Raw genomic sequence first — 26052 nt, 5'->3', positions numbered from 1 at the left:
AGCTTATCAGCACATGACGGTACAAATCTATGGTACCCGGGATACTTTCGGGAGATTTTTACACAAAAGCAAGGCGGGGACAGCTCCGGATAAGCGCAAAAAGATCCTTACTGTTCAGCTCACAAATCTGTTTCGCTTCTTCCTATATGTGCAGCGGATATAGTGTGTATTATATTTTTGAATCCTCTGTGCTTATATTTTTTCCGTCCTCAGCGCACGAAGTGCCCGCTCTTCCCCCCGTCCTTCTCAAGCAGAAAGCACTCCGAGATCATCATCTCCCGATTCATCGCTTTGCACATATCATAGATTGTGAGCAGCGCAATCTGGACAGCGGTCAGCGCCTCCATCTCAACACCGGTCTTGCCGACGCAGGAGGCCTCACAGATCGCAGTCACCGCGTAATCGGCCTCATTCAGGTGAAAATCCAGAGTACAGCCTGTGAGCGGAACAATATGGCAGAGCGGAATAAGCTCGCTGGTGCGCTTTGCCCCCATGATGCCCGCAACCCGCGCAACACCGAGCACATCCCCCTTCCTTGCAGTTCCGTCTGCAATCGCCCGAAACACCTCTGCTCCGACATAGATCGTGCCGCAGGCGCGCGCGACACGGCGGGTATCGTCCTTCTCCTCGACATTTACCATATGTGCGTCTCCGTGCGCATTAAAATGTGTCAGCTCTCCCATCCTCTTCTCTCCTTCGCAAAAGAGGGCTTCCGCACAGCCTGCCATGCGAGAGCCCTCTGTTATTATTTCTATTATAGTATATAGCTGCGATAAAACTCAATACCTCCGGCTGATCGCTCAGAGCGCCGTAAAGCCGACTCCCTCAAAAATCTCCGCCGCCTCATGCGTCTTAAGAAAGGCCAGAAATTCCTGCGCCGCCTCCGCGTGGGCGCTCTCCTTCAGCACCGCTGCCGGATATATCACCTGGCCGCACATCTCCTTCGTCGCGCTGTCCACCACTGTGAGCCCCGCGGAGTGTGCGTCCGTCGCATAAATCACTCCGCAGTCCACGGCGGCCTCCTTCACCTGCGTCGTGACCTCCTTCACATTGGAGCCATAGGTCAGCACGCCGGAGCTCGCGAGCGCCTCCTCGTCAAGCCCGTAGTAAGCAAAAATTTTCTGCGTGTACTGCCCCACCGGAACGTCGCTGTTTCCCATGCCGAGCAGGATATCTCCGGCCTTCAGCCGCTCTGCGAGCGCGTCAAAGCTCTCCACCGCACTGGGATTGCCCTCCGGAACGGCCAGTGTGACCTTATTCTCCAGAAGATCCACTCTGCTGCCTTCAAGCAGGCTTCCCGCCTCCTCAAGTGCATTCATCTGCTTCTGCGCGGCCGATACGAAGAGGTCGCATTCTGCCCCCTCCTGAATCTGCTTCAGCAGCGTTCCGGAGGAATCATAGGTCGCGACCAGATGCGTATCCGGATGCTTTGCCTCGTAGAGCTGAATGATCTGATCCATGGTCTCTGTCATGGAGGCTGCCGCAAATACATAGAGCTCTGTCTGCACTGCTGCTGTACTCTCTGCAGCACTTTCCTCCGTCTCCGCCTCCGCAGATGCCGCACTGCTCCCGGACTTTCCTGCAGAACCGCAGGAGGCCAAAAGCACCGCACCAAATACCAGAATCCCCGTCAGCAGGCCACTCTTCCAGTCAAAGCTTACATTTTTCATTTTTCTTCCCCGTTTCGTTTATTTGCCGATACTGGATTTCGTTTTGTTTTCAAATCCATAACGCAATTATACCACACTCTATTTCAAGATCAAATAAAGATATTCAGAACACTCCGTATTAAAACGCTCTCACACCGATATCAGACAAGACGTATCTTATCCCCGGCTCTGACCTTTCCGTAGCGCAGCACCTTCACAAAGACGCCCTCCTGCGGCATCACACAGTCCCCTGTCTGTGCGCGGATGGCACAGTCGCTGTGGCACTCCTTTCCGATCTGCGTGAGCTCGCAGAGCGCCGTGCCTATCATCAGTCTGCTGCCGACCGGCAGCTGATTGAAGCGCAGCCCCTCCGCAAGTATATTCTCCGCAAAAATGCCCGGCGTGAGCTGTATCTTCACTCTCTCCTGCATAGCCGCAACGCTCTCTGCATTCAGGATACTGACCTGACGATGCCAGTTTCCGGCGTGCGCATCTCCCGGAATGCCAAGCTCCGGCACGAGCTGTATCTCCTCCACCGGCTTCTTGACCGTTCCCTTTCTCTCACTGATGCACACGGCGCGTATGGTGGCTTCCTGTGCCGCGCAATCTGCGGAACCCGCGGAGAGGAGCATCTCCATGCCGTGCCGCAGTGAAGGAAGCACTGCGAGGAGATTCTCCCGGGCAGCCTTCTCGCTCCCCGGAAGATTCACGATCAGTGATCTTCCGCGGATGCCCGCAACCGCTCTGGAGAGGCATGCGCGCGGAGTGAGCTTCATACTCTCCGCGCGCATGAGCTCCGGTATGCCTCTGGTCTCCCTCTCCAGAACAGAGAGCGTCGCCTCCGGGGTGATATCCCGCGGAGAGAAGCCCGTGCCTCCCGTCGTCAGAATAAGACCTGCGTGCAGCACATCCGCCGCATGGAGCAGCTCTCTTACAATCCCGGTGCGTTCATCCGCCGTAATTGCAGTATAAACAAGCTGAAAGCCATCCTGCTGAAGAAGCGCTGCAAGCGCCGGACCGCTCGTATCCGTTCTCTCCCCGCGTGCGCCCTTGTCACTCACCGTGATCACTGCCGCTGTATATTCCATCCGTTTCCTTTCATAGGCTGCGGCGATGTGCCGACATCACCCGTGTCATCTCTTTCCCGGCTTTACCTGAACCTTTTCAAGCTTCCAGATGTCCCGCACATACTCCTCTATGGTTCTGTCGGAGGAGAATTTTCCGGCATTCGCCGTGTTCAGCATGCACATCCTCGCCCAGCTCTCCTCATCGCGGTAGGCAGCATCCACCCTGCGCTGGGCCTCCGCATAGGAGCGGAAGTCCTTCAGAATGAAATAGGTATCCGCCCGGTCGGAGCTCTTTGTGTTCAGCAGGGAGTTGTAGATATCCCGGAAGCGCTCCGGGTCGTCCGGGGAGTAGAAGCCGTTGATCAGCTGCATCAGCACGCGGCGTATTTCCTGATCCCCGTTGAAGATCTCCATAGGATTGTAGCCGCCGTGATTCTCGTAATGAATCACTTCCTCCGCGGACATTCCGAAGATGAAGGCATTCTCCTCTCCGACCTCTCCCACGATCTCGATATTCGCGCCATCCATGGTTCCGAGCGTCGGTGCGCCGTTCAGCATAAACTTCATATTGCTCGTGCCGGAGGCCTCCTTGCTGGCAGTCGAGATCTGCTCGCTGACATCCGCCGCCGCAAAAATGAGCTCCGCGTTGGAGACACAGTAATCCTCGATAAAGATGACCCTGATCTTCCCGTTGATGGAGTGATCGCGGTTGATTACCTCCGCCACCGCATTGATCAGCTTGATTGTGAGCTTCGCTCTGTGATAGCCCGCCGCTGCCTTGGCGCCAAAGATAAAGGTGCGCGGCACCATATCGAGATTCGGATTGTCCTTCAGCTGATTGTAGAGATACATCACGTGGAGTATGTTCATCAGCTGTCTCTTGTACTCATGAAGACGCTTCACCTGCACGTCAAAGATGGAGCGAGGGTCCACATCAATGCCATTGTGCTGCTTGATGTACTTCGCGAGGCGGAGCTTGTTGCGGTATTTGATATTCATAAATTCCTGACGGCACTGCGCATCGTCCACAAAGACCTTCAGACGCTTCAGCTCCGGCAGATCGACGACCCACTCATCCCCGATTTTCTTTGTAATCCACTCTGAGAGCAGCGGATTGCCGTGCAGCAGGAAGCGGCGCTGGGTGATCCCGTTTGTCTTGTTGTTGAACTTCTCCGGAAACAGCTCGTAGAAATCCTTCAGCGTCTGCTTCTTCAGAATCTCCGTGTGAATCTTCGCGACGCCGTTGATGGAGAAGGCTGCGCAGCAGGCCATGTAGGCCATGCGCACTTGTCCGTCATAGACTATCGCCATGCGGTTGATCTTCTCCTGATCGCCGGGGAACTTCGCCTGAATGTCAAGGATGAAGCGGCGGTTGATCTCCTCAACGATCTGATAGATGCGCGGGAGCAGCCTTGAGAAGAGCTCGATCGGCCACTTCTCAAGCGCCTCGGTCATAATGGTGTGATTCGTGTAGGCGCAGCAATGCGTGGTGATATCCCACGCCTCCTCCCAGCCGAGACTCTCCTCATCGAGCAGTATGCGCATAAGCTCGGGAACTGCGACAGTCGGGTGTGTGTCGTTCATCTGAAACACGGTATACTTCGGAAGCTCATGAATATCATCGTGATTCTGCTTAAATTTCCGTATCGCAGTCTGGATGCTCGCAGAGATGAAGAAATACTGCTGCTTTAAGCGCAGCTCCTTTCCGGAGTAGTGGTTGTCGTTCGGGTAGAGCACCTCACTGATGGTCCGTGCGAGGTTCTGCTCCTCCACCGCCCTCTGATAATCTCCCTTGTCGAAGGAATCGAGACGGAAGCTTGTCATCGCCTCCGCATCCCAGATGCGCAGCGTATTGACCATATTGTTGCCATAGCCGACCACCGGAAGATCATATGGAATGGCCAGCACGGACTGATAGCCCTCCTGATAGAAGCGGGGCTGTCCCTCCTCTATGCGCGTCGTGACGTAACCGCCGAATTTCACCTCGCAGGCATACTCCTCCCGCTTGATCTCAAAGGGATAGCCGTACTTCAGCCATTCATCCGGGATCTCCACCTGATAGCCGTTCTCAATCTTCTGACGGAACATGCCATAGTGATAGCGGATGCCGCAGCCATAGGCCGGATAACCCAGCGTCGAGAGTGAGTCGAGAAAGCAGGCGGCAAGCCTTCCCAGACCGCCGTTTCCAAGCGCCGGATCTCTCTCCTCATCCTCGATGGAGACCAGGTCGAAGCCCAGCTCCGAAAGCGCCTCCTGCACCTCCTTCTCCTCAGCGAGCGCCTGTATCGTGTTGCCAAGCGCGCGCCCCACCAGGAACTCCATGGAGAGATAGTAGAGCTTTTTGGCCTGCGTCTCCTCAAAGACCTTCTGTGTCTCAATCCAGTTATTAATCACTGTATCCTTCACGGAATATGCCACCGCCTGATATACCATCTGCGGCGTCGCCTCCGAGATATCCTTGCGGTAGAGCAGCCGGAGATTGCTCCGGATCTGCTCCTTCAGTGTTTCCTTATCAATCGTCTTTTTTCCTGCCAAATCAAACCTCCGTTTCAATACCGTACTGCGTGAATTCCAGCTGAACTATTTCAGCCGAACCGCTTCACTGCAAGCGTCACTGTCTCGCCGTTCAGATTCCACTGCTTCTCATAGCCCTCTGTCGCGCCATAAACCAGTGCGTCAGCGAGAACATTTTTCTGAATCAGAGCCTCATTTCCGCGCATGATCGCCGCAATCTTCTCATTTCCATTCTCATAGAGGGTGATGTGATCAGTCACCTCAAAGCCGGCTTCCTTTCGCATGGTCTGCACCTTGCTGATGAGCTCCCTGACATAGCCCTCCTCGATGAGCGCCTCGGAGAGCTGCGTGTCCAGAACGACTGTGACGGTGTTATCTGCCTCGGTCACATAGCGCTCGGACTTTCCGGAGTCAATGAGCAGATCTGCCTCCGTGAGCTCCACCGCCGTGCCGTCAAAGTCAAAGTGCAGCGCCCCCTGCTCCTTCAGCTCCTGCATGGCCCTCTGACCGTCCAGCTCAGAGAGCGCGCTGCGGATCTTTCCGAGCAGCTTTCCGTACTTCGGCCCCACTGTCTTAAGCTGCGGCTTGAAGGTATAGCTGATGAAGCGGTCGGCATCCTCCGTGAACTCCACCCGCTTTACATTCAGCTCCTCCTCAATGATCTCCGTGTAGAACGCATTGAGACTCTCCGGCGCCTTCACATACATGGAGGCGAGCGGCTGACGGTTCTTTAAGCCGGAGGCATTTCTCGCGGCACGGCCCATCACGACAATCTTCAGTGCCTCGTCCATGCACTTCTCGAGCGCAGCATCAATCCATGCCTCATTGACCTCCGGATAGTCGCAGAGATGAATGCTCTCCGGGGCGGTGGAATCGACCGTGCGCACCAGATTCTGATAGATCTGCTCCGTCATGAACGGAATCATGGGAGCGGCCGCCTTGCAGAGGGTGATGATCGCTGTGTAGAGGGTCATGTAGGCGTTGATCTTGTCCTGCTCCATGCCCTTTGCCCAGAAGCGGTCGCGGCAGCGGCGCACATACCAGTTGGACATATCATCCACAAAGCTCTGCAGCACCGCGGCTGCCTCCGGAATTCTGTACTGTGCCAGATTCTCATCCGCCTTCCTCACCATGCTGTTCATCTTGGAGAGCAGCCAGCGATCCATAACCGGCAGTTTTTCATAGTCCAGACTGTACTTCGTCGGATCAAAGCTGTCGATATCCGCATAGAGCGTGTAGAAGGCATAGGTGTTCCAGAGCGTTCCCATGAACTTTCTCTGTCCCTCCTTCACCGCCTCGCCCGAGAAGCGCTTCGGGAGCCACGGCGCACTGGCCGTATAGAAGTACCAGCGGATTGCATCTGCGCCGTAGGTGCGCATTGCATCCATGGGATCGACAGCATTCCCCTTGGACTTTGACATCTTATTGCCGTTCTCATCGAGCACCAGTCCCATGACGATAACATTTTTGAAAGCGGGGCTGTTGAAGAGCAGCGTCGCCTCCGCGTGCAGGGAGTAGAACCACCCTCTCGTCTGATCCACCGCCTCGGAGATAAAGGAGGCCGGGAACTGCTGCTCAAAGAGCTCCTTGTTCTCAAAGGGATAGTGGAGCTCTGCGTAGGGGCAGGCACCGGAGTCAAACCAGCAGTCGATCACTTCCGGAACGCGGTGCATTTCACCGCCGCAGTCCGGGCATTTGATGGTGTAGCGATCCACATAGGGGCGATGCAGCTCTGTCTTCAGGGCCTCCGGATTGCCGGAGAGCTCCGCGAGCTCCTTCTTCGAGCCGACAGAGAGCTGCTTTCCGCAGTCCGGGCACTCCCAGATATTTAAGGGTGTTCCCCAGTAGCGATTTCTGGAAATGGCCCAGTCCTGAATATTCTCAAGCCAGTTTCCAAAGCGCCCCTCTCCCATATTCTGCGGAATCCAGTTGATCATCCTGTTGTTGCGAACCAGATCATCACGCACAGCGGTCATCTTCACAAACCAGGACTCCCGCGCATAGTAGATGAGCGGCGTATCACAGCGCCAGCAGTGCGGATAGTCATGCTCCATCTTCGGCGCTGCGAAAAGTATGCCCCTCTCCTCAAGATCCTGAAGCACGGCCGGATCGGCGCTCACCGCACCCTCCTTCAGCTCCTTCTCCGTCGGCTTGCAGCGCATTCCGGCGAACTTTCCACTCTCCGGGCGCATCCTTCCGTGATCATCCACCATCTGGACAAAGGGCGCGTCATATCCTCTCGCGACGCGGGCATCGTCCTCACCGAAGGCGGGCGCTATATGGACAATACCGGTACCGTCCGTCATGGTGACATAGTCATCGCAGTAGACGAAAAAGCACTTCTTGTGCTGCTTCGCCGCCGCATCCGCCGCACACTGATAGAGCGGCTCATACTCCTTGTATTCCAGCTCGCGCCCCTTATACTCCTTAAGAATCTCATAGGCCGGCTGCTCCTCTGTCTTCAGCCCGCCGAGCACCGGCTCAAGCAGAGCCTTTGCGAGATAATAAGTATAGCCGTCTGCCGCCTTTACCTTCACATAATCCTCTCCCGGATTCACGCAGAGCGCAATGTTGGAGGGCAGGGTCCAGGGTGTTGTGGTCCAGGCGAGAAACCAGGCATCCTCATTCTTCACTTTAAAGCGGACGATCGCGGAGCGCTCCTTCAGCGTCTTATAGCCCTGGGCAACCTCATGCGAGGAGAGCGGCGTCCCGCAGCTCGGGCAGTAGGGAACAACCTTAAAGCCCTTGTAGAGCAGTCCCTTGTTCCAGATCTGCTGAAGCGCCCACCACTCGGACTCGATATAATCATCATAGTAGGTGACATAGGGATTCTCCATGTCCGCCCAGAAACCGACCTTTCCGGAGAACTCCTCCCACATGCCCTTGTATTTCCAGACAGATTCCTTGCACTTGTCAATAAAGGGCTCGACACCGTACGCCTCGATGCCCTCCTTGCCCTCGATGCCGATCTCCTTCTCCACCTCCAGCTCGACGGGCAGACCATGCGTGTCCCAGCCGGCCTTTCTCGGAACAAGCTGCCCCTTCATCGCATGATAGCGCGGAATCATATCCTTGATCACGCGGGTCTCGACATGGCCGATGTGAGGCTTGCCGTTTGCGGTCGGCGGACCGTCATAGAACATATAGGTAGGACAGCCCTCGCGCTGCTCCACAGATTTTTCAAAAATTCTGTTCTCCTCCCAGAATTTCTCAACCTCACCTTCTCTGGTGACAAAATTCAGGTCTGTAGGAACCTTCTTGTACATGGCTTCTCTCCTTTGCTGTTTTGCGGCCGTACATAATAAAGTAAAAGAGGCTTCCGTCCCTCAGGACGAAAGCCTCAAAGCCTCGCTGTACCACCTGCATACTGACATATGTGTTCCCTGTAACGTGGGAAGGACGGCAGCTCTTACTCCGGCCATGCGCATATCTCCGCACTTCCTGTTCTGAGCTGCGGCTCAGAAGTGATTTTCAGAGGCCTCTACTCGCGCCGGGCTTCCACCATCCCCGGCTCTCTCCCGCTTTCAAAGCAACCTACTCTCTTCGTCATCGCCCCGTATTAAGACAGCGCCACAGCCCAGAGCTGTTTCCTCCGAGAACACAGCCTGAATCTCTGGCATTTCCTCATTATAGAGGAAGGAAAACGCGATGTCAACGGTCTGCCTTTCCCGTGCAAAAATCTGTCTTTTCTTTATTATTTATGCTATAGTGTCGTAGACAGTGCTGCGCTAAGGCTTTGCCTCCGCTTTTCTCTGTCATAAATCAGACCATAATGGCATCACCCAATAGGAAAGGAGAAACATCCCTATGATGAAACTCGTACTTGTGAGGCACGGAGAGAGTGAATGGAACAAGCTGAATCTCTTTACCGGCTGGATGGATGTAGACTTAAGCGAAAAGGGCCATGAGGAGGCCAGAGCTGCCGGGCAGCTCCTGAAGGCAGAGGGCTATGATTTCGACATCTGCTTTACTTCTTATTTAAAGAGAGCCATTCACACGCTGAATCATATTCTTGATGAGATGGACCGCGCATGGCTCCCGGTTGTAAAGAGCTGGAAGCTGAACGAGCGCCACTACGGCGCGCTGCAGGGCCTCAATAAATCCGAGACCGCAGAGAAGTACGGCGAGGATCAGGTCAAGATATGGAGACGCTCCTTTGCAATCAAGCCGCCGGTGCTGGATCCCGCGGACGAACGCAGTGCAAAGAAATGCCCGGCCTACAGAGATGTGGACAGCGCCCTTCTTCCTGACAACGAGAGCCTGGAGACCACCATCGCGCGCGCAGTGCCCTACTTCAACGAGGTCATCCGGCCTGAGATGCAGGCGGGAAAGCGCGTCATCATCGCCGCTCACGGCAACTCTCTGCGCGCACTGGTGAAGTACTTCGACAACGTCTCCGAGGAAGAGATCATCGGCATCAATATTCCCACCGGTACTCCACTTGTCTATGAATTTGATGACAATTTCAACGCGATTCGCCACTACTACCTCGGCGATCAGGAAGCGCTGAAGGCAAAAATGGAAGCTGTCGCAAACCAAGGAAAAAAGAAAGCATAAAAAGCACAAATTGAAAAGGACAAGGTGATGAGAAATCTTACACTGCTTACAGACCTGTATGAGCTCACAATGATGCAGGGTTACTTCAAGAACTCTGAGGTCAATGAAACCGTTATTTTTGATGCCTTCTACCGCAACAATCCCGAAGGGAACGGTTACTCTATCTGTGCGGGTCTGGATCAGGTGATTGATTACATCAAAAATCTGCACTTTGAAGAGGAGGATATCTCCTATCTCGCAGGTCTCGGCATCTTTGAGGCGGATTTCCTCGACTATTTAAAGGACTTCCGCTTTACCGGAGATATCTACGCCATTCCGGAGGGCAGCGTGATCTTTCCGAGAGAGCCGCTGATCAAGGTGATCGCCCCCATCATGCAGGCACAGCTTATTGAAACCGCAGTGCTGAACATTCTGAACCATCAGTGCCTCATCGCCACCAAGGCAGCACGCATCGTGCGGGCAGCCAAGGGCGACGGCGTCATGGAGTTCGGCTGCCGCAGGGCACAGGGACCAGACGCGGGCATCTACGGGGCGCGGGCTGCCATGATTGCGGGTTGCGTCGGCACCTCAAATGTGCTCTGCGGAAAGATGTTTGACGTCCCCGTCAGCGGAACGCACGCGCACTCCTGGATCATGAGCTTCCCGGATGAGCTGACCGCCTTCCGCGCCTACGCAAAGCTCTATCCTGACGCCTGCATTCTCCTGATCGACACCTACGACACGCTGGACAGCGGACTGGTCAACGCAATTACCGTATTCAAGGAGATGCGTGAGGCCGGTGCGCTGTCGAAGCGCTACGGCATACGCATGGACAGCGGCGACCTCGCGTACCTCTCCAAGAAGGTAAAGGCTGCACTCGATGCGGAGGGCTTTACGGACGCAATCATCTCCGCCTCCAACGATCTGGATGAGGGGCTGATCGAATCTCTGAAATCGCAGGGCGCGACCATCAATTCCTGGGGAGTCGGTACCAATCTCATCACCAGCAAGGACTGCCCCGCCTTCGGCGGTGTCTATAAGCTCGCCGCCATTCAGGACAGGAAAAGCGGCCGGTTCATACCGAAGATCAAGATCTCCGAGAATGCGGAGAAGATCACAAACCCCGGAGACAAGACCATCTACCGCATCTACGACAGTCAGGGAATGATCGTCGCCGATCTCATCGCACTGATCGACGAAACGTTTGATCCGTCCGAGCCCCTGATGCTCTTTGACCCGATCGAGACCTGGAAAAAGACCCTGCTGAAGGGCGGCAATTACAGCATGAAGGAGATACTGGTACCGATATTCAAAAACGGTGAGTGCATCTACCAATCCCCAAAGGTCATGGAAATTCAGAAATTCTGCAAGGCAGAGCTGGAGACCCTCTGGGAGGAATCAAAGCGCTTTGAGTATCCGCATCAGACCTATGTGGATCTCTCAAAGAAGCTCTGGAATCTGAAAAATGATCTTCTGGAGCAGTACCAGTTCGGTTTACAATCCTAATTCGGGGTGCAAATTTACTATGATTCAGGATATCGCTCCTAAAAAATACCATGTAGAATACAGAACGGACCGAAAGCCTGCAGAGAGCTCATCATTGATGATCTGCGGAAATGAGGGCATACTGGTGAAAAAAGAGGGGGAGGCCGAGCGGCTTCCCCGCTTTTCCGATTTCACTGCCGCGGGAGTCGATTTTTCTGCGCTCACGATACAGGCGCGCTACCTCTTTGCAATCGACGAACAGCTCTACTTTCTGGTCTCCCGCTCTACGATCCCCGGAGGTCTGCTCTCTGAGGGCTATCGCTTTATGTCCGCCGCGGAGCTCCGAAGCTTCTCGCCGCAGCATGAGGCCTTCGCCGCCATCACGGCGACGCAGTTCTGGCGCTTTTATGACAGCAGAAAATACTGCGGGCGCTGCGGCTCTCCTATGGTTCATTCGGAGGTAGAGCGCGCCATGGTCTGCAAGCACTGCGGACTCATCGAATACCCGAAGATCTCGCCCGCCATCATCGTCGCGGTGACCAATGGAGATAAGCTTCTGCTCACACGCTATACGAGAAACGCCAGCGACTACCGCCGCAAGGCGCTGGTCGCCGGCTTCGTTGAGGTCGGCGAGACGCCGGAGGACACGGTGCACCGGGAGGTTCTTGAGGAGACCGGGCTCCGTGTCAAAAATATCCGTCCCTTCCGGACGCAGCCCTGGTCCTTCAGCGACTCGCTGATGATCGGCTTCACCGCGGAGCTGGACGGCTCCGACCACATCACCCTCCAGGAGGACGAGCTCTGCGAGGCCGCCTTCTACTCCCGCGAGGATGTACCGGACAATCCGAATATGACCAGCGTCGCAAATGAGCTGATGCAGGCATTTAAACGGGGCGAGTTCTGAACTCGCCCCCGCTTTCTGTAGTACACACTTCGACCGTTATTACGCTAAATCTAAAACTCTGTAAAAACACATAGTCTTATATTACATCAAAAGCAAGCAACATATTATTCATCCCTGTTCTCAGTTGTCGAAGCTTCGGTGGTAGTTGCTTCCAACGGATTGTCTGTTGCATCAGTGTAAATCCACTTTATTGTATATTCTTTACCGACAGCATTTCCGATGTTGGTTATGTAATCTTCCAACAAATCTTGTGCTTGTTGTTGCGCACTCGCTAACAATGCTGTATCACTGGCGGCATTTTCTTGAAGTTTGCTTTGTGCTTCATCAAATGCCTTAACTTCATCTGAAGCATCAACATCGGCAGAGTTTTTAGCTACAATAAACGAATCTTCTGTCAGCGAGGCTGAATCTACTTTACAGCCAAGAACCTTTGCGGCTGGAAGTGTTATACTAACCTGTGTATCATTAACTTCTATGTTTACTGATGTTATATCTACACCAAGCTTTACAACTCCGCTATACTCAATCCAAAATTGCTTATCTTTTTTCCACCATAACACTCCTGAAGCATCTTCTTCGTAATATTTGGCAACATTATGATAGTAGCACTCCATAACAGCCAGTTCGCAAATGGCTTTCATTTGCGAAACTTCTGGCTCCATATTCAAAGTTTCTTTTTCAGCAGGAGAAGCACAAGATACACACATTGCCGAAATTATTACAGTTAAAAATACACTCAAAAATCTTTTCATTATTACAGCGCCTCCTTACTCTATCACAAGCGTGTATTCAGCATCTAACTGCTCTATGATTGGTTTTGTCAATGCTGTCAAGACATTGATGGCATTTTGCTTCGCCAGTTCATAGATAGCACTTTGTTGCTCACTTTCGTTCTTAACATCTGCTTCGCACACCTTAAATGCTTGTTGACTAACGGTTGATGTATTGGCTTTTTCATTGCAGAATATGAAATCCAGCGAAGATATATCAACATTCACTTCGGTAATATACACTTCGGGAATTGATATGTAGATTTCTTTTGCCTCATCATCAATTTCTACAACAATTTTTTCAAAATCAATACCTGCGTCAACCCTTGCTTCGTAAGAAACATAGTAATCAGTTTCTTCGGGATTTTTCTCGTTCATCACTTGTGCGATGCCATTGTAAACAGCCGTAAATGTGGATAGCTCACTAACATTGATAATCTTTTCCAATGTGGATACAGTAATTACTTCAACCTTATCTGATGGTTCTTTTTTAACTTGTTGAACTATGAATACAGCGACTATAAGTAGTATTACGCTCGCAATAACCACAATAATCATAGGCAACGAAAGTTTCTTTTTCGTATCTGTTTTTTTCATACGCTTCTTCTCCTTTGTTGGGGTTGACCCATTTCTTACAATAGGCATTGTAAATTTTGCGAATTTGTATTGCACACATATATTTTTCTTTTTCTTTTACATAAATAAAAAGTGCGCCTACCGAAGCAGACGCACAAAAACGCAAACCCCGATAGTCGCCAAACTAACTGAGATAGCAAGAGCCTTGCTTATACACAGCGGAATTTGCATTTTTATCAAATTCATTGTGTGTATAAGCGCAAAAGGGTATACTACCCCCATAGGCTCATTTTTTATCTATTCAGTTAGTTTGGCACAAATATTTTACCCCATCTCCTGCCCTGTCTTATGCTGCATCTCTTTTCTCTTACTTCTCCACGCCCTCCGCGATGCTTCCGTCGCGGTAGGCATCCAGAAGCTCGTTCAGGTCCTCGATCTGCTGCGCGATATTCTTTCCGATATCTGTATCCCCGACCATGACCCGGTAAGGCTCGATCTCAAACTGATTTGCGCGGGACTCGATGTCCGCATTCTCGCTCAGCACCTTCTCCACACTCTCAAACGGCGCGTGCGCCTTGATCCGCATGCCGTGTGAATTGTAGATCAGCGTGTAGCCCGCGATACCCGTGGTCTTGTGATAGGCCTTGGAGAACCCCCCGTCGATCACGATGAGTTTGCCCTCCGCCTTGATGGGATTCTCTCCCGAAGAGGCATGTACCGGCGTGTGCCCGTTGATGATGTGGGAGAGATCCGACTTCAGGCCGAAATCCCTGAGTATCATGCGGCTGGTATTCTCGGAATCCAAATAGTCGTAGTAGGGATCCTGCGGCTCCTTCCACGCCGCCTTGTCATCAATATAACTGCGCTCAAAGGTCTTCACCACGCGCCCGCACATCGGCGACTTCGGCCCGCCCCAGAGGTACCACATGAAATCAAGATGCTTTTGCTCCCCTGTGTGGTAGGCCTGACGCGCCACTCTCTCGCAGCAGTCAAAATAGGCCTTTCCCCGGTAATACTGACCGAAGAAATTCATCTCATCCATCTGTCCCTCCTCATTCAGAGGCACACAGCCGTGAAAGAGAAGGTTGTCATTCATCTTCAGATAGATGCTTCCCACCGAGTAGAGAAACTCTATGTGGCGCTTTAAACGCGGACTGCTCATGAAGGCCGTGTGAAAATCATTCACAACTTCCTGCTCCTCCTCGCTCAGCTGATAGGGGTGCTCCCAGTCAACTGTGGGGAATTCCAGCGTATTCATCGCATAGCAGTGCGCCCCGAGGGTGATGCTCTTATGCTCGCGGTCTATTTTGTCCAGCAAAAGCCTGTCATTCATCTCATACTCCGGGTGCCGCAGTATGACCTGTCCCTCAAGCTTCATGAGTATCACATTGATGGCCTTCACCATCGCCTTCTTAGAGCTTCCCTCATAATATTTTTCCGCGAAGTTCTGAAGCCCGCGGAGCGGTATTCCGTAGCCGCTCTCCAGCACGCGTATGTTGTCATAGCGCACATTGTTTCGTATCACATTCGCGATGCAGGCATCGCTTCCGCAGGCTGCCCCCATCCACAGGATATCGTGATTGCCCCACTGAAAATCCAGAGAGTGGTAGTTCATGAGAAGCTCAATGATCTTGTCCGGATCCTCGCCGCGGTCAAAGACATCTCCCACAATATGCAAATGATCCACCGCGAGGCGCTTGATCAGTGCGGCGAGCGCGATGATAAACTCATCGCCGTTCTGAATACCGACGATGGTATCAAGAATTCTCTCATGATAGCCCTGACGGTTATTGTCCTCATCCGGCTGTGCGTGCAGAAGCTCGTCGATGATATAGCCGAATTCCTTCGGCATCGCTTTTCTCACCTTGGAGCGGGTGTACTTGGAGGAGAGCACCCGCGCGATCTCTATCATTTCCCGCAGGGTCTCCCGATACCACTTCGGCGTGATCTTTCCCTCCGCCCGAAGCCGCCTCAGCTTCTCCTTCGGGTAGTAAATCAGGGTGCGCAGCGCCCTCTGCTCTGACTCGGAGAGTCTTCCCTCAAAGATCATCTCGATCTTCTCCCGTATGACGCCGGAGCAGTTGTTCATAATGTGCAGGAAGGCGTGATACTCACCATGGATGTCGCTCATAAAGTGCTCTGTGCCCTTCGGCAGATTCATAATCGCCGCAAGGTTTATGATCTCTGTGCATACCGCCTGTATGGTCGGAAATTTCTCCGACAAAAGTGTAAGATACTTCAGCTGTCTCTGATCCATATCCTCCTCCAAAGTCTGAAAAGAAATTTCTTGAATCCAGCTTAATTCAGCTCCTCCACTGCCTTCGCGATATCGTGACGCATGTATTTATTGCGGAAGCTGATCCACTCCGTCGCCTCATAGGCCTTGCGTCTCGCCTCCTTGAGGCTCTTCCCAAGCGCTGTGATCCCGAGCACTCTTCCGCCGTTTGTCACGATCTGTCCGCTCTCATCCAAGCTGGTCCCCGCGTGGAAGCAGAAGTAGTCCTCCCTGCCGCGGAACTTCTCAAAACCGTACATGGGGATGCCCTTCTCATAGGCGAGCGGATAGCCGTCGCTTGCAAGCACCACGCAGACGCAAGCCTCTTTCCTGAATTTCAGCTCCACCTGATCGAGCGTTCCGTCGATACAGGCCTCAAAGACCTCCACCAGATCATTCTCCATGCGCGGCAGCACCACCTGTGCCTCAGGATCTCCGAAACGCGCATTGTACTCCAGCACCTTCGGTCCGTCCTCCGTCAGCATGAGGCCGAAAAAGATCACGCCCTTGAATTCACGCCCCTCCGCTGCCATCGCATCCACCGTCTTCTGGTATACATGCTTCCGGCAGAAGGCATCGACCTCCTCCGTATAGAAAGGACTGGGAGAGAAGTTCCCCATGCCTCCGGTGTTCAGACCCAGATCTCCGTCCTTCGCTCTCTTGTGATCCTGTGCGCTTGCCATGGTACGTATGGTTTTTCCGTCCACAAAGGAGAGCACGCTCACCTCCCGGCCGGTCATAAACTCCTCCACCACCACGGTATCTCCGGAATCTCCGAAGGCCTTCTCCACCATGAGGCGGCGTACTCCCTCCACAGCCTCCTCCCGCGTCATGCAGATGAGCACGCCCTTCCCGAGCGCCGGCCCGTCCGCCTTCAGAACCACCGGAATCCGGCAGTGCTCCACATAGCGCAGTGCGGCCTCCGCATCGGTAAAGGTCTCATATTCCGCAGTCGGAATATCATACTTCTTCATCAGCTCCTTTGAAAACGCCTTGGAGCCCTCCAGTATCGCGGCATTCTTCCGCGGACCAAAGGCCCGGAGCCCACGCGCCTCAAGCACATCCACCAGCCCCCCGATCAGCGGGTCGTCCATACCGACGACCGTCAGATCGATCTGATGCGCCTCGGCAAAATCCGCGATGCGCTGAAACTCCATGACGCCGATCGGCACGCACTCCGCGACCTCCGCGATGCCCGCATTGCCCGGCGCGCAGTAGAGCTTCTCCACCCGCGGGCTCTGTGCGAGCTTCCAGCAGATCACATGCTCTCTCCCGCCTCCGCCGACTACCAGTATCTTCATCTGATCTCCTTCCGGCTGCTCATTCCGCATTTTCTGTGCGCAGCTCTTCTTCGTCCGTCCTGACTGCCAGCCTTCCGTCCGCAATCTCCTCAATGGCCTGCGGAAGCAGAATCCACTCCGCCTCCTCCATGACGCGTCGCTGCAGGATCTCCGGGGTATCTCCGTCTCGCACCGCAACGGCCTTCTGCAGCAGGATGGGGCCGCCATCCAGCTCCTCATTCACGATATGAACCGTCGCCCCGGTGATTTTCACACCGCGCCGCAGCGCCTCCTCATGTACCCTGAGCCCGTAGCAGCCCTTCCCGCAGAAGCTTGGAATGAGAGACGGGTGGATGTTGATGATGCGTCCGGGAAAGGCCCGTATGAGCTCCGCCGGAATCTGCACGAGATACCCAGCCAGCACCAGCAACCCGAGCCGCTTCTCCTGAAGCCGCCGAAGCAGCGCATGGTTGAAGCTCTCCCGGTCCGGAAATTCCGACGGCGAGAGACACTCCGCCTCTATTCCTGCCTTCCGTGCGCGCTCCAGTGCATGCGCGTTTACATTATTGGAGAGCACGTAGGAGAGCTCCACGTTTTGCAGGCGTCCTGCGCGCTTCGCATCAATGATCGCCTGCAAATTCGTGCCGCCGCCGCTCACCAGTACGCCGACTCTCAGCACAGCTCGACTCCCTTCTCTCCCGCCTCGACAGCACCGATCACAAAGCAGCTGTCTCCCGCAGTGCGGAAGGCCTTCATGGTCCGCTCTACATCCGCAGAATCCACCGCGACGATCATACCGACTCCCATATTGTAGGTGTTGTACATGACCTTCTCCTCGACCTCGCCCTTTTTCTGCATGAGCTGAAAGATCGGAGGCAGCGCATAGGAGTCCTTGCGGATCACAGCGCGCACGCCGTCCCTCAGCATACGCGGCACGTTCTCATAAAACCCGCCGCCCGTGATATGACTGCACGCATGGATGCGCACGCCGGCCTCCTTTGCAGCCTTCAGTGCCTTCACATAAATGCGGGTGGGAGCGAGCAGCACCTCGCCGAGCGTTGCGCCGAGCTCCTCATAGTACGTATTCATGCTCTCCTCTGTCATGTCAAAGATCTTTCTCACCAGAGAGAAGCCATTGGAATGTATTCCTGTGGATGCAAGCCCGATCAGCACATCGCCCGGCTTCAGAAGCTCGCCTGTGATGAGATCCTTTTTGTCGCAGACACCGACAGAAAAACCGGCGAGATCATATTCCTCCTCTGGCATCAGTCCCGGATGCTCCGCAGTCTCACCACCGATCAGCGCACAGCCCGACTGAAGACAGCCCTCCGCAACACCGGATACAATGGTTGCGATCTTCTCCGGATAGTTCTTCCCACAGGCGATGTAATCCAGGAAAAACAGCGGCTCTCCGCCCGCACAGGCGACGTCATTCACACACATCGCGACACAGTCAATGCCGATCGTATCGTGCCTGTCCATCAGGAAGGCGATCTTCAGCTTTGTGCCGACACCGTCCGTTCCGGAGAGCAGCACCGGCTCCTCCATTCCCTTAATTGCCTCCATGGAGAAGGCGCCGGAGAAGCCGCCGAGCCCGCCCAGCACCTCGGGGCGCATGGTGCGTTTCACATATTTCTTCATCAGCTCAACAGACTCGTAGCCCGCCTCAATATTAACACCGGAATTTCTGTAGTCCATAATGCCTCCTGTCGTTTACTTGTTGAGATATGCCTCGTAACCGATTTCCTGAAGTCGCGCGTCCTTCTGCACCACCTCGTTCTTCAGCTCCTCCGCATAAGCGCAGAGCTTCTGCTCCAGTGCCTCATCCGCAACAGCCAGTATCTTCGCCGCGAGTATGCCTGCGTTCTTTCCGCCATTGATCGCAACTGTCGCACAGGGAATTCCGCTCGGCATCTGCACGATGGAATAGAGAGAATCCACCCCGCCGAGATCTGAGGTCTTCATCGGAATACCGATCACCGGAAGGCTGAAGAGTGCCGCACACATGCCGGGAAGATGCGCCGCCTTTCCCGCTCCCGCGATGATCACTCTGTAGCCGCGCGCTCTCGCACTGCGCGCCCAGTCAAAAAACACCTCCGGCTCGCGATGCGCAGAAATAATCGTCATCTCAAAATCAATGCCCATCTTCTTTAAGAAATCCGCCGCCTGTGCCATCACAGGCATATCTGAATCACTACCCATAACAATTCCGACCTTCGCCATGCTTCTTCCTCCTTCATTTGAATCTTCAGCCGGGACCATCCCGCCTGCAGCTTCCTCTGCGTTCCGTATCCGTATCTGCTGACTCTGTATCTGTCAGTCCCTCTGCCCGCCATAAAGCAGCTCCCGAAGCGGCTCATTCAGCTCAGAGAGCCCCGGCAGCACAAAGCGCCCGTCGCAGATTATGTCGACTCTCCCGCCATCCCGCATCACGGCGGACAGGCGCCCGATCTCCGCATAGGGAATGGTGATATCCTTGTGATGATTGAAATAAGCCTCCGCCGGGCAATCATGCCGCCGCGCCGAGATCTCATTGTCGCGGGCAATGATGGCCTTCCCGTCCGGATTATAGGTCATGGTATCTTCCTCGTGACTGTAACAGGTGTCTCCGAAGGCAAAGTGAGGTCCTGTCTTCTCCGCGATGAGGATGGGCATCTGTCGCTCTATCCCATAGCGCGCCGCAACCGCTGCGGCCAGCGTGTTGGTTCCGATCGCAAATTCCCCCATGGGCAGAGAGGCATGATTCCCCATAATATTCTCCACCACAAAGCGGCGGTTTTCCTCCGGATCGGAGAAATTTCCACAGGAGAGCTCCGTCGTTTGTCCGTCTGCAACCCTGATTCTGAGATCTTTAAACAGCAATCCGTCTATATAGACCTCTGATACATGCAGAAGTCCCTCCGTGCCCTTCAGCACCGGAGAGGTAAAAACCTCTCCTGCCGGAATATTGACATCGGACACACAGTTCTCAAAGCGCGTCTCTTTCTCCGGATCCCGAAGCTCTCTGAGGGCAATCCGAAGCGAGGTCTCATTTCTCCCCGTTCCGACGATCTCTGCATAATCGCAGCGATCCAGAAGATCAATGAGCTGCTGCTGCAGAATTCTCCAGTGGGCATTGTCCAGCGTGTTGATGCGGACAATGTCCCGGAAGAGCGCGGGAAAGAACTCCCCAATCTCCGGGAGCGGCCAGGCGATGATCGTAAAGCTCGTCTCATCGCCCGGCATATACTGTTCTGTGATTTCAGAGAGCTCCGCCATATAGAGATTCAGGAGCCTTCTCTGCTTCTCGGTAAAGGCAAGGGCATCTGTGCAGCGCAGAGGCTCAAAGCTCTCCTCCCCGAAATATTCCATCACTGCAGGGCCTGCATAGCGTCCCGCCGCCTCGCGCCGCGCCTCATAGGCCGCGCGGAGCTCTGTGAGCTTCCTGTCTGTAAATGCCTTGTCCCAGAAGATCGCCGCATCAAAGCGATGATCATAATCAAACTGCCGGTTTGGACTTAAAGACTGCATGCGCGCGCCCCGCCCGGGAATGCGCTCTGTGAGGCGGGAAGCCGGAGGCGGAAGTATGGTGCGAAGTCCCTGCGCGGCAAAGAGCTCTGCCTCCCGCTCCACCAACCGCTCAAAACCGCGAAGATAGCGGATCGCGACCGTGCTCTTGTTCTGAAGTGCACGTCCCATGGCACGGAAGCCCTCAGCAAAGCCCTCCGTAAAGGTTTCTGCCGCTAGCTGCAGCTCCTCCTCCGGAAGAGAATTCAGAAATTCTGCTGTTTTTAAGCAGCTCTCCGACACATAATCCCCCGAAAAAAACAGGTAGCGCAGATCCTCCCTCGAAAAACCGTGATAGAGGGAGGCCTGAACAGATTCCTCCGGCTCCAGCAGCGCCTCTGTCCGCTCCGGCACCGTCACATCCAGATAGTCAAAGGCATACCAGTAGAGGACATTGCGAAGCGTCTCGCTCTTCGGGATCTCACCTGCAGTGAACAGGCCGTAGCACTGCAGAAACAGTTCAAGGATCGGCGCCATATCCGCTTCCCTGTCCGCATAGCAGAGGGGAAGGAGCGCATATAGCTCCGCGTAGAGCGCGGAGAGCAGCTGTCCCAGCCGGGTCGCATTCTCCATGGCTTCCTGACGCCTCGTCCCCTCTGGATCCCCCCGCTGCGCATCCTCCTCTGCACTCCGGCAGCGCAGAGCGGCACAGGCGGGATTCAGCCATGAGGACGGATAGTTCTCCGGCAGCATATCCCGATAGAGTCCGCTCTGGATCGCCTGCATCTCTGCAAGACTCTTCGTCCTGTAGCATCCGCTGTGAAGACTCTCACGCAGGGCGGCAAACTGTAAAAGATACTGCGCGACATCACAAAAAAAGCCGTGAAACGGATCCGGTACACCCCTGTCCTCCGGGATGAGCCGAATCCGCTCCATGGCCAATTCAATTCTTTCACGACAAAGCGACGCCTCTGTCTCCGCCGCCCTGAGCTCTCCTGACTCTGCAGCGGCGAGCGCTCTCATATTTTCATCCATCAGGCCGTCACCCCCACAAGCATCGTAATGATCCACGTAATCAGCACCATTCCTCCGATCGAAAGTCCCAGCAGCGCAAACAGATGATCTCTGTCCTTCTCCAGCACAGAAAGCACAGCGCAGCCCCCCGCATAGAGTGAAAACAACACCGCGCTGCCTGCAATTGCAGAAACATAGAGCGGCGGATTGCCCAGCGTCTTCACCATGAGCCAGAAGGCCAGCACGGTGAGTCCTGCGGCAATCGCCGCAGAGGTCAGAGCAGTCGCCCCGATTTCCGAGCGCGGCTTTCGCAGATAGTTTACCAGTCTGCCGTCCGCACGACCTTCCTTCCTGTCACTCCGGGTCTCCGGATAGCTGAATTCCGGACGCTCCAGTATAGAATCGTTTTCCTTCTTCACAGGACGCAGAAAATGGTATTTTTTTCTGTTGTAATTAAACACGCTCCAACCTCCATATACACATGCGGAAGATGAGATAGCCAAGCACGGCGCCGACTGTGTTCAGCAGAATATCGTCCACATCAAAGCTCCCGAGTCTGGTCAGCAGCTGTATGAGCTCTATTCCTCCGGAGAACAGGGCCCCGGAAAAAAAGAGCGTCAGAAAATCATGACAGCGCCCGCTGACTATCGGAAGGAAGAAGCCAAAGGGCAGAAACGCGAGGACATTTCCCAGCGTATTCAGCAAAAAAGCGCCATTCCCCAGACTTTCCCGGTAGAGCCAGAAGCGGCGTATCTCCTTTAAGGGCTCCAGATTATAGTGGTAGAGCTCGCTTCCGCTTCTGCCAAGCGCCTCCGCAAAAAACAGAAAATAGATAAGACATGCGAGATAGAGAAGAAAGAGTACAGTTCCTGCCGCTCTGTGACGCGGTCTGATGCGATTCATGCGGAGACCTCAGATTTAGATTTCATTCCGGACTCCGTACTGCCTGTAGTACGCCTCGATTCTCTCCCTCAGCGCGTCATCAATGATGACCTGTCCTCTGTACGGCTGATTGCAGAGATGCTCCACAACCTCCTTCATGGTGACAATCGCGCAGGTGCGGATACCATAGCGCTCCGCGATCTCCTGGAGCGCGCTCTGCTCTCCCTGCCCTCTCTCACAGCGATCCACACTCACCACAAGTCCCAGCACCTCTGCATCGCCCTGTGCGCGGATGATGGGCATGGTCTCAGAGATCGAGGTTCCGGCAGTCGTGACATCCTCTATAATCACAATTCTGTCTCCATCCTGAATGGGACTGCCGAGAAGTATCCCTCTGTCGCCGTGATCCTTGGCCTCCTTCCGATTCGCGCAGTAGCCGATCTCCGCACCGTAGAGCTCGCTCATCTCCATGGCGGCGGCGACGCAGAGCGGAATCCCCTTGTAGGCCGGCCCAAAGAGTATACTAAAGTCCTCGCCGAAATTTTCATGAATGGCCTTCGCATAATACTGACCGAGGCGCTTCAGCTGCGTACCGGTTCTGTAAAAGCCCGTATTTACAAAAAACGGGGTCTTTCTTCCGCTCTTTGTCACAAAGTCCCCGAATTTCAGGACCTCACAGTCGATCATAAATTCTATAAATTCCTGCTTGTACCGCTCCATCTTCTCCCCTGCTCCTTAGGCTGTCAGCGCACTGCTCCGACCAGCTCCTGTATATTCTCCACGCCGTATCTTATCATATAGCTGCGGATTCCGTCCACGATTTCCTCGGTAATACGCGGATTCACAAAATTCTCCGTGCCGACAGAGACGGCGCTCGCTCCGGCAAGCAGAAACTCGATCGCGTCCTCCGTCGAGGCAATTCCGCCCATGCCGATGATAGGCAGCTTCACGGCCTTTGCACACTGCCACACCATGCGAACCGCAACCGGCTTCACTGCGGGTCCCGACAGGCCTCCAGTCTTGTTCGCCAGAACAAAACTCCTTCTGTGAATGTCGATCTTCATCCCCGTCAATGTATTGATCATGGAGAGTGCATCTGCGCCGCCGGACTCTGCCGCGCGCGCCATCTCCGTGATATCCGCGACATTCGGGGACAGCTTCATGATGACGGGCTGCTTCGCATGCCGCTTCACCGCCGCTGTGATGTGTTCCACCGCGCGCGGATCCTGACCAAAGGCAATTCCGCCCTCCTTCACATTCGGGCAGGAGATATTGATCTCCAGAAGATCAACCGGCGCATCGTAAAGCCGATCTACAACCGCCAGATACTCCTCCTCCGTGTGCCCGCAGACATTCACGACAATGCGCGTATTGAACTGCCGGAGGAAGGGAATATCGCGCCGCAGAAAGACATCGATCCCCGGATTCTGCAGACCGATGGCATTCAGCATGCCTCCCGTGACCTCGCACACGCGCGGAGTGGGGTTCCCCGGCCAGGGTCTGTCCGCAACTCCCTTGGTCACCACAGCCCCGAGGCGGTTCAGATCCACAAATTCAGAATATTCCTGTCCTGAGCCAAAGGTGCCGCTCGCTGTCAGAACCGGATTCCTGAGCTCGATTCCGGCTATACTGACTGAAAGGGAAGGTTCTGTCACAGCACCACCTCCTCTGCCCGGAATACCGGGCCGTCCTTACACACGCGCTTATTCTTCACCTGAGAGTGTGCATCTGTCTCCGTGCTCTTTGTCACACAGCCGAGACAGGCGCCTATCCCACAGGCCATGCGCTCCTCCATGGAGACCCAGAGCGCTATGCCGCGCTCTGCCGCATACTGCTTCAGCGCGCGGAGCATGGGTCTCGGGCCACAACTCAGTATCGCCTCCGGCTGCACCGGAAGTGTCTTAAGCGCGTCAATCACCGTTCCGGCCGTGCCGAAGCTCCCGTCCTCCGTGGCGACAAATACCGCATCGGCCGCGGCGTCAAACTCTTCCTTTAAAAACATCTGCCCCGCAGTCCGGTAGCCGAGCACCGCAGTTTTTCTTCCCGGAAGTGCCTTTAAAAGCGCAAGGAGCGGCGGCACACCGATTCCGCCCCCCACCGCACACACCGATTCCAGCTCCGTCGGAAAGCCGTTTCCGAGCGGTCCAAGCACCGGAAGCTCAGTCCCCGCGGGATACGAGGAGAGCTCTTCTGTGCCCGCCCCTTCTCCTGTCACACGGTACACGAGACGTATCGTCCCCTGCGTCCTGTCAAAGGCGCAGAGGCTTAAGGGACGCGGAAGTATGCGCGCACGATCCTTCAGATATACATTTACAAACTGACCGGGCACTGCCTCTGCGGCAATCTCCGGCGCACGGAGTACGAGATCAAAAATACCGGCTCCAAGCTCCCTCTGAGAGAGAATATGACATTTCTCCATCTGCTTTTTCATCTTCACCGCTCCCTGCTCAGAGCACGGAACGGATGTCGGCAATCATATCCAGCGTCGCCTGTCGCGCCGCTCCTGCAAAATCTCCCGCTCCAAATGCCACATACTTTTCCTGCTTCCACGCCGCAATAATGCCGCGGGAGGAATTCACAACGGCTCCGAGACCGTCCTGACCGAAGGCATGACGGAGATCCTCTGCGCTGCCGCCCTGCGCCCCGTAGCCCGGGACAAGGAAGAAGGTGTGCGGCATGAGCTCTCTGAGTCTCGCAAGCATCTCCGGATAGGTTGCGCCGACCACCGCTCCGACATTGGACCACTCGCCCTCCATGCAGGGGCTCCCCCACTCCATGACCTTCTCCGCAACCCACTCATAGAGCGGCCTGCCGTCGATCAGTCTGTCCTGGAACTCTCCGCTCGAGGGATTGCTGGTCTTCACCAGCACAAACACACCGCGATCATAGCGCTGACATGCATCCACGAAGGGCTGCACGCCGTCGCTCCCGAGATAGGGGTTGACCGTCACCATATCGGTCTGAAACGCAGGGTATTCCTTCCCACAGATCTCTGCCGCACCGAGATGTGCTGTCGCATAGGCCGCAGAGGTAGAGCCGATGTCGCCCCGCTTTGCATCTCCTATCACAACCAGCCCTTTCGCCTGACAGTAGCGGACCGTTCGCTCATATGCCTGAAGCCCCGGAATCCCGAACTGCTCATACATTGCGATCTGCGGCTTCACCGCAGGAATGAGATCATGAACCGCGTCAATCAGGGCCCGGTTGAACTGCCATATCGCCTCCGCCGCGCCCTCGGGGTCTGCTCCCTTCTCCGCAAAAGCGCGCTCCTTCAGTGTCTCCGGTATATAAGAAAGCATCGGATCCAGCCCCACACAGATCGGCGCCTTCGTCTCTTTGATTTTTTCGATAAGCCTGGAAATCATACAGTCTCCTTCCAACAGCGCCAGCTCTGCGCCGCTATCAAACATTCTATTCTGTTTGAATCCCTTCTGTCTTCGTTTATTATACGGGCTTTCCGCGGGGGTGGCAACAGCTTCTCTCCGCTCCGGCCGCTCTCTGTCTTCAATCTTTAATCAGGAAATCGTAATTTCCTATCCGGCATAAAACTGTGCTATACTGTGAACATCGCAAAAAATAAAGATTCATTGACTGATTGCAGAAAATGATTTCAG

At 54.7% G+C, this 26052-nt stretch carries 22 protein-coding genes; 3 read left to right on the top strand and 19 right to left on the bottom strand.

The features are described 5' to 3' along the window. Window positions 1-209 precede the first annotated feature (209 nt). From moaC to ileS, 5 genes are all read right to left on the bottom strand, one after another. Complete coding sequence (moaC, locus tag J2S20_RS07025) at window positions 210-683, bottom strand: cyclic pyranopterin monophosphate synthase MoaC (RefSeq protein WP_307254526.1); 474 nt, start codon at window positions 681-683, stop codon at window positions 210-212. A 117-nt stretch (window positions 684-800) separates the two neighbouring features. Continuing rightward, window positions 801-1670, bottom strand: a complete 870-nt coding sequence (gene modA / locus J2S20_RS07020) for a molybdate ABC transporter substrate-binding protein (RefSeq protein WP_307254524.1) — start codon at window positions 1668-1670, stop codon at window positions 801-803. 140 nt (window positions 1671-1810) lie between these two features. Continuing rightward, window positions 1811-2737, bottom strand: a complete 927-nt coding sequence (locus J2S20_RS07015) for a molybdenum cofactor synthesis domain-containing protein (RefSeq protein WP_307254522.1) — start codon at window positions 2735-2737, stop codon at window positions 1811-1813. Window positions 2738-2782: 45 nt separating this feature from the next. After that, window positions 2783-5251 (bottom strand): glycogen/starch/alpha-glucan phosphorylase, encoded by a 2469-nt coding sequence (locus J2S20_RS07010; protein WP_307254520.1) that lies wholly within the window; start codon window positions 5249-5251, stop codon window positions 2783-2785. 50 nt (window positions 5252-5301) lie between these two features. Then, the gene (ileS, locus tag J2S20_RS07005; RefSeq protein WP_307254518.1) at window positions 5302-8496 is read right to left on the bottom strand and encodes an isoleucine--tRNA ligase; all 3195 of its coding nucleotides are present in this window, start codon (window positions 8494-8496) and stop codon (window positions 5302-5304) included. A gap of 541 nt (window positions 8497-9037) precedes the next feature. Between ileS and gpmA the strand changes: the two genes are divergently transcribed. Genes gpmA through nudC form a run of 3 tightly spaced genes read left to right on the top strand, consistent with a single transcriptional unit; the run spans window position 9038 to window position 12155 of the window. Beyond that, window positions 9038-9787, top strand: a complete 750-nt coding sequence (gene gpmA / locus J2S20_RS07000) for a 2,3-diphosphoglycerate-dependent phosphoglycerate mutase (RefSeq protein WP_242933979.1) — start codon at window positions 9038-9040, stop codon at window positions 9785-9787. A 27-nt stretch (window positions 9788-9814) separates the two neighbouring features. Then, a complete protein-coding gene (locus tag J2S20_RS06995) occupies window positions 9815-11272 on the top strand; it encodes a nicotinate phosphoribosyltransferase (RefSeq protein WP_307254516.1) in 1458 nt (485 codons plus the stop codon). Window positions 11273-11291: 19 nt separating this feature from the next. Next, complete coding sequence (gene nudC, locus J2S20_RS06990) at window positions 11292-12155, top strand: NAD(+) diphosphatase (RefSeq protein WP_307254514.1); 864 nt, start codon at window positions 11292-11294, stop codon at window positions 12153-12155. A gap of 104 nt (window positions 12156-12259) precedes the next feature. Here nudC and J2S20_RS06985 read toward each other — a convergent pair whose 3' ends face one another. The 14 genes from J2S20_RS06985 to pyrF form a co-directional block, all read right to left on the bottom strand. Then, window positions 12260-12907 carry a DUF4230 domain-containing protein gene (locus tag J2S20_RS06985; RefSeq protein WP_106612177.1) on the bottom strand — a complete coding sequence of 216 codons (648 nt, stop codon included), beginning with the start codon at window positions 12905-12907 and terminating at the stop codon, window positions 12260-12262. Window positions 12908-12922: 15 nt separating this feature from the next. After that, window positions 12923-13522: a DUF4230 domain-containing protein gene (locus tag J2S20_RS06980; protein ID WP_307254510.1), complete on the bottom strand. Its 600-nt coding sequence runs from the start codon at window positions 13520-13522 to the stop codon at window positions 12923-12925. A gap of 346 nt (window positions 13523-13868) precedes the next feature. Beyond that, on the bottom strand, window positions 13869-15758 hold the full coding sequence (locus J2S20_RS06975) for a fructose-1,6-bisphosphatase (protein ID WP_307254508.1): 1890 nt from the start codon (window positions 15756-15758) through the stop codon (window positions 13869-13871). 41 nt (window positions 15759-15799) lie between these two features. Next, the gene (gene purD / locus J2S20_RS06970) at window positions 15800-17077 is read right to left on the bottom strand and encodes a phosphoribosylamine--glycine ligase (RefSeq protein WP_307254506.1); all 1278 of its coding nucleotides are present in this window, start codon (window positions 17075-17077) and stop codon (window positions 15800-15802) included. Window positions 17078-17096: 19 nt separating this feature from the next. Further along, window positions 17097-17735, bottom strand: a complete 639-nt coding sequence (gene purN, locus J2S20_RS06965) for a phosphoribosylglycinamide formyltransferase (protein ID WP_307254503.1) — start codon at window positions 17733-17735, stop codon at window positions 17097-17099. Beyond that, on the bottom strand, window positions 17729-18754 hold the full coding sequence (gene purM, locus J2S20_RS06960; RefSeq protein WP_307254501.1) for a phosphoribosylformylglycinamidine cyclo-ligase: 1026 nt from the start codon (window positions 18752-18754) through the stop codon (window positions 17729-17731). The genes purN and purM overlap by 7 nt, the downstream gene beginning before the upstream one ends. Window positions 18755-18769: 15 nt before the next feature. Next, window positions 18770-19279: a 5-(carboxyamino)imidazole ribonucleotide mutase gene (purE, locus tag J2S20_RS06955; protein ID WP_106612182.1), complete on the bottom strand. Its 510-nt coding sequence runs from the start codon at window positions 19277-19279 to the stop codon at window positions 18770-18772. Window positions 19280-19372: 93 nt separating this feature from the next. Continuing rightward, window positions 19373-21577 (bottom strand): aminopeptidase, encoded by a 2205-nt coding sequence (locus J2S20_RS06950; protein ID WP_307254499.1) that lies wholly within the window; start codon window positions 21575-21577, stop codon window positions 19373-19375. Then, a complete protein-coding gene (locus J2S20_RS06945) occupies window positions 21577-21975 on the bottom strand; it encodes a hypothetical protein (RefSeq protein ID WP_172463631.1) in 399 nt (132 codons plus the stop codon). Before J2S20_RS06945 ends, J2S20_RS06950 begins: the two co-directional genes overlap by 1 nt. A gap of 34 nt (window positions 21976-22009) precedes the next feature. After that, window positions 22010-22459: a VanZ family protein gene (locus J2S20_RS06940; protein ID WP_106612185.1), complete on the bottom strand. Its 450-nt coding sequence runs from the start codon at window positions 22457-22459 to the stop codon at window positions 22010-22012. Window positions 22460-22474: 15 nt separating this feature from the next. After that, entirely contained in the window at window positions 22475-23158 is a 684-nt protein-coding gene (gene pyrE, locus J2S20_RS06935; protein WP_106612186.1) for an orotate phosphoribosyltransferase, read from the bottom strand. A 23-nt stretch (window positions 23159-23181) separates the two neighbouring features. Further along, window positions 23182-24093, bottom strand: coding sequence for a dihydroorotate dehydrogenase (locus J2S20_RS06930; protein WP_106612187.1), 912 nt, complete (start codon window positions 24091-24093; stop codon window positions 23182-23184). Further along, entirely contained in the window at window positions 24090-24869 is a 780-nt protein-coding gene (locus J2S20_RS06925; RefSeq protein ID WP_106612329.1) for a dihydroorotate dehydrogenase electron transfer subunit, read from the bottom strand. The genes J2S20_RS06930 and J2S20_RS06925 overlap by 4 nt, the downstream gene beginning before the upstream one ends. A 16-nt stretch (window positions 24870-24885) precedes the next feature. Beyond that, the gene (gene pyrF / locus J2S20_RS06920) at window positions 24886-25803 is read right to left on the bottom strand and encodes an orotidine-5'-phosphate decarboxylase (RefSeq protein ID WP_106612188.1); all 918 of its coding nucleotides are present in this window, start codon (window positions 25801-25803) and stop codon (window positions 24886-24888) included. Between the last annotated feature and the right edge of the window lie 249 nt (window positions 25804-26052).

Origin of the sequence: Moryella indoligenes, assembly GCF_030812885.1 — a bacterium.
GTDB lineage: Bacteria > Bacillota > Clostridia > Lachnospirales > Lachnospiraceae > Moryella > Moryella indoligenes.
The sequence above is the reverse complement of the archived record's forward strand: the minus strand, read 5'-3'. Positions and strand labels throughout refer to the sequence as shown.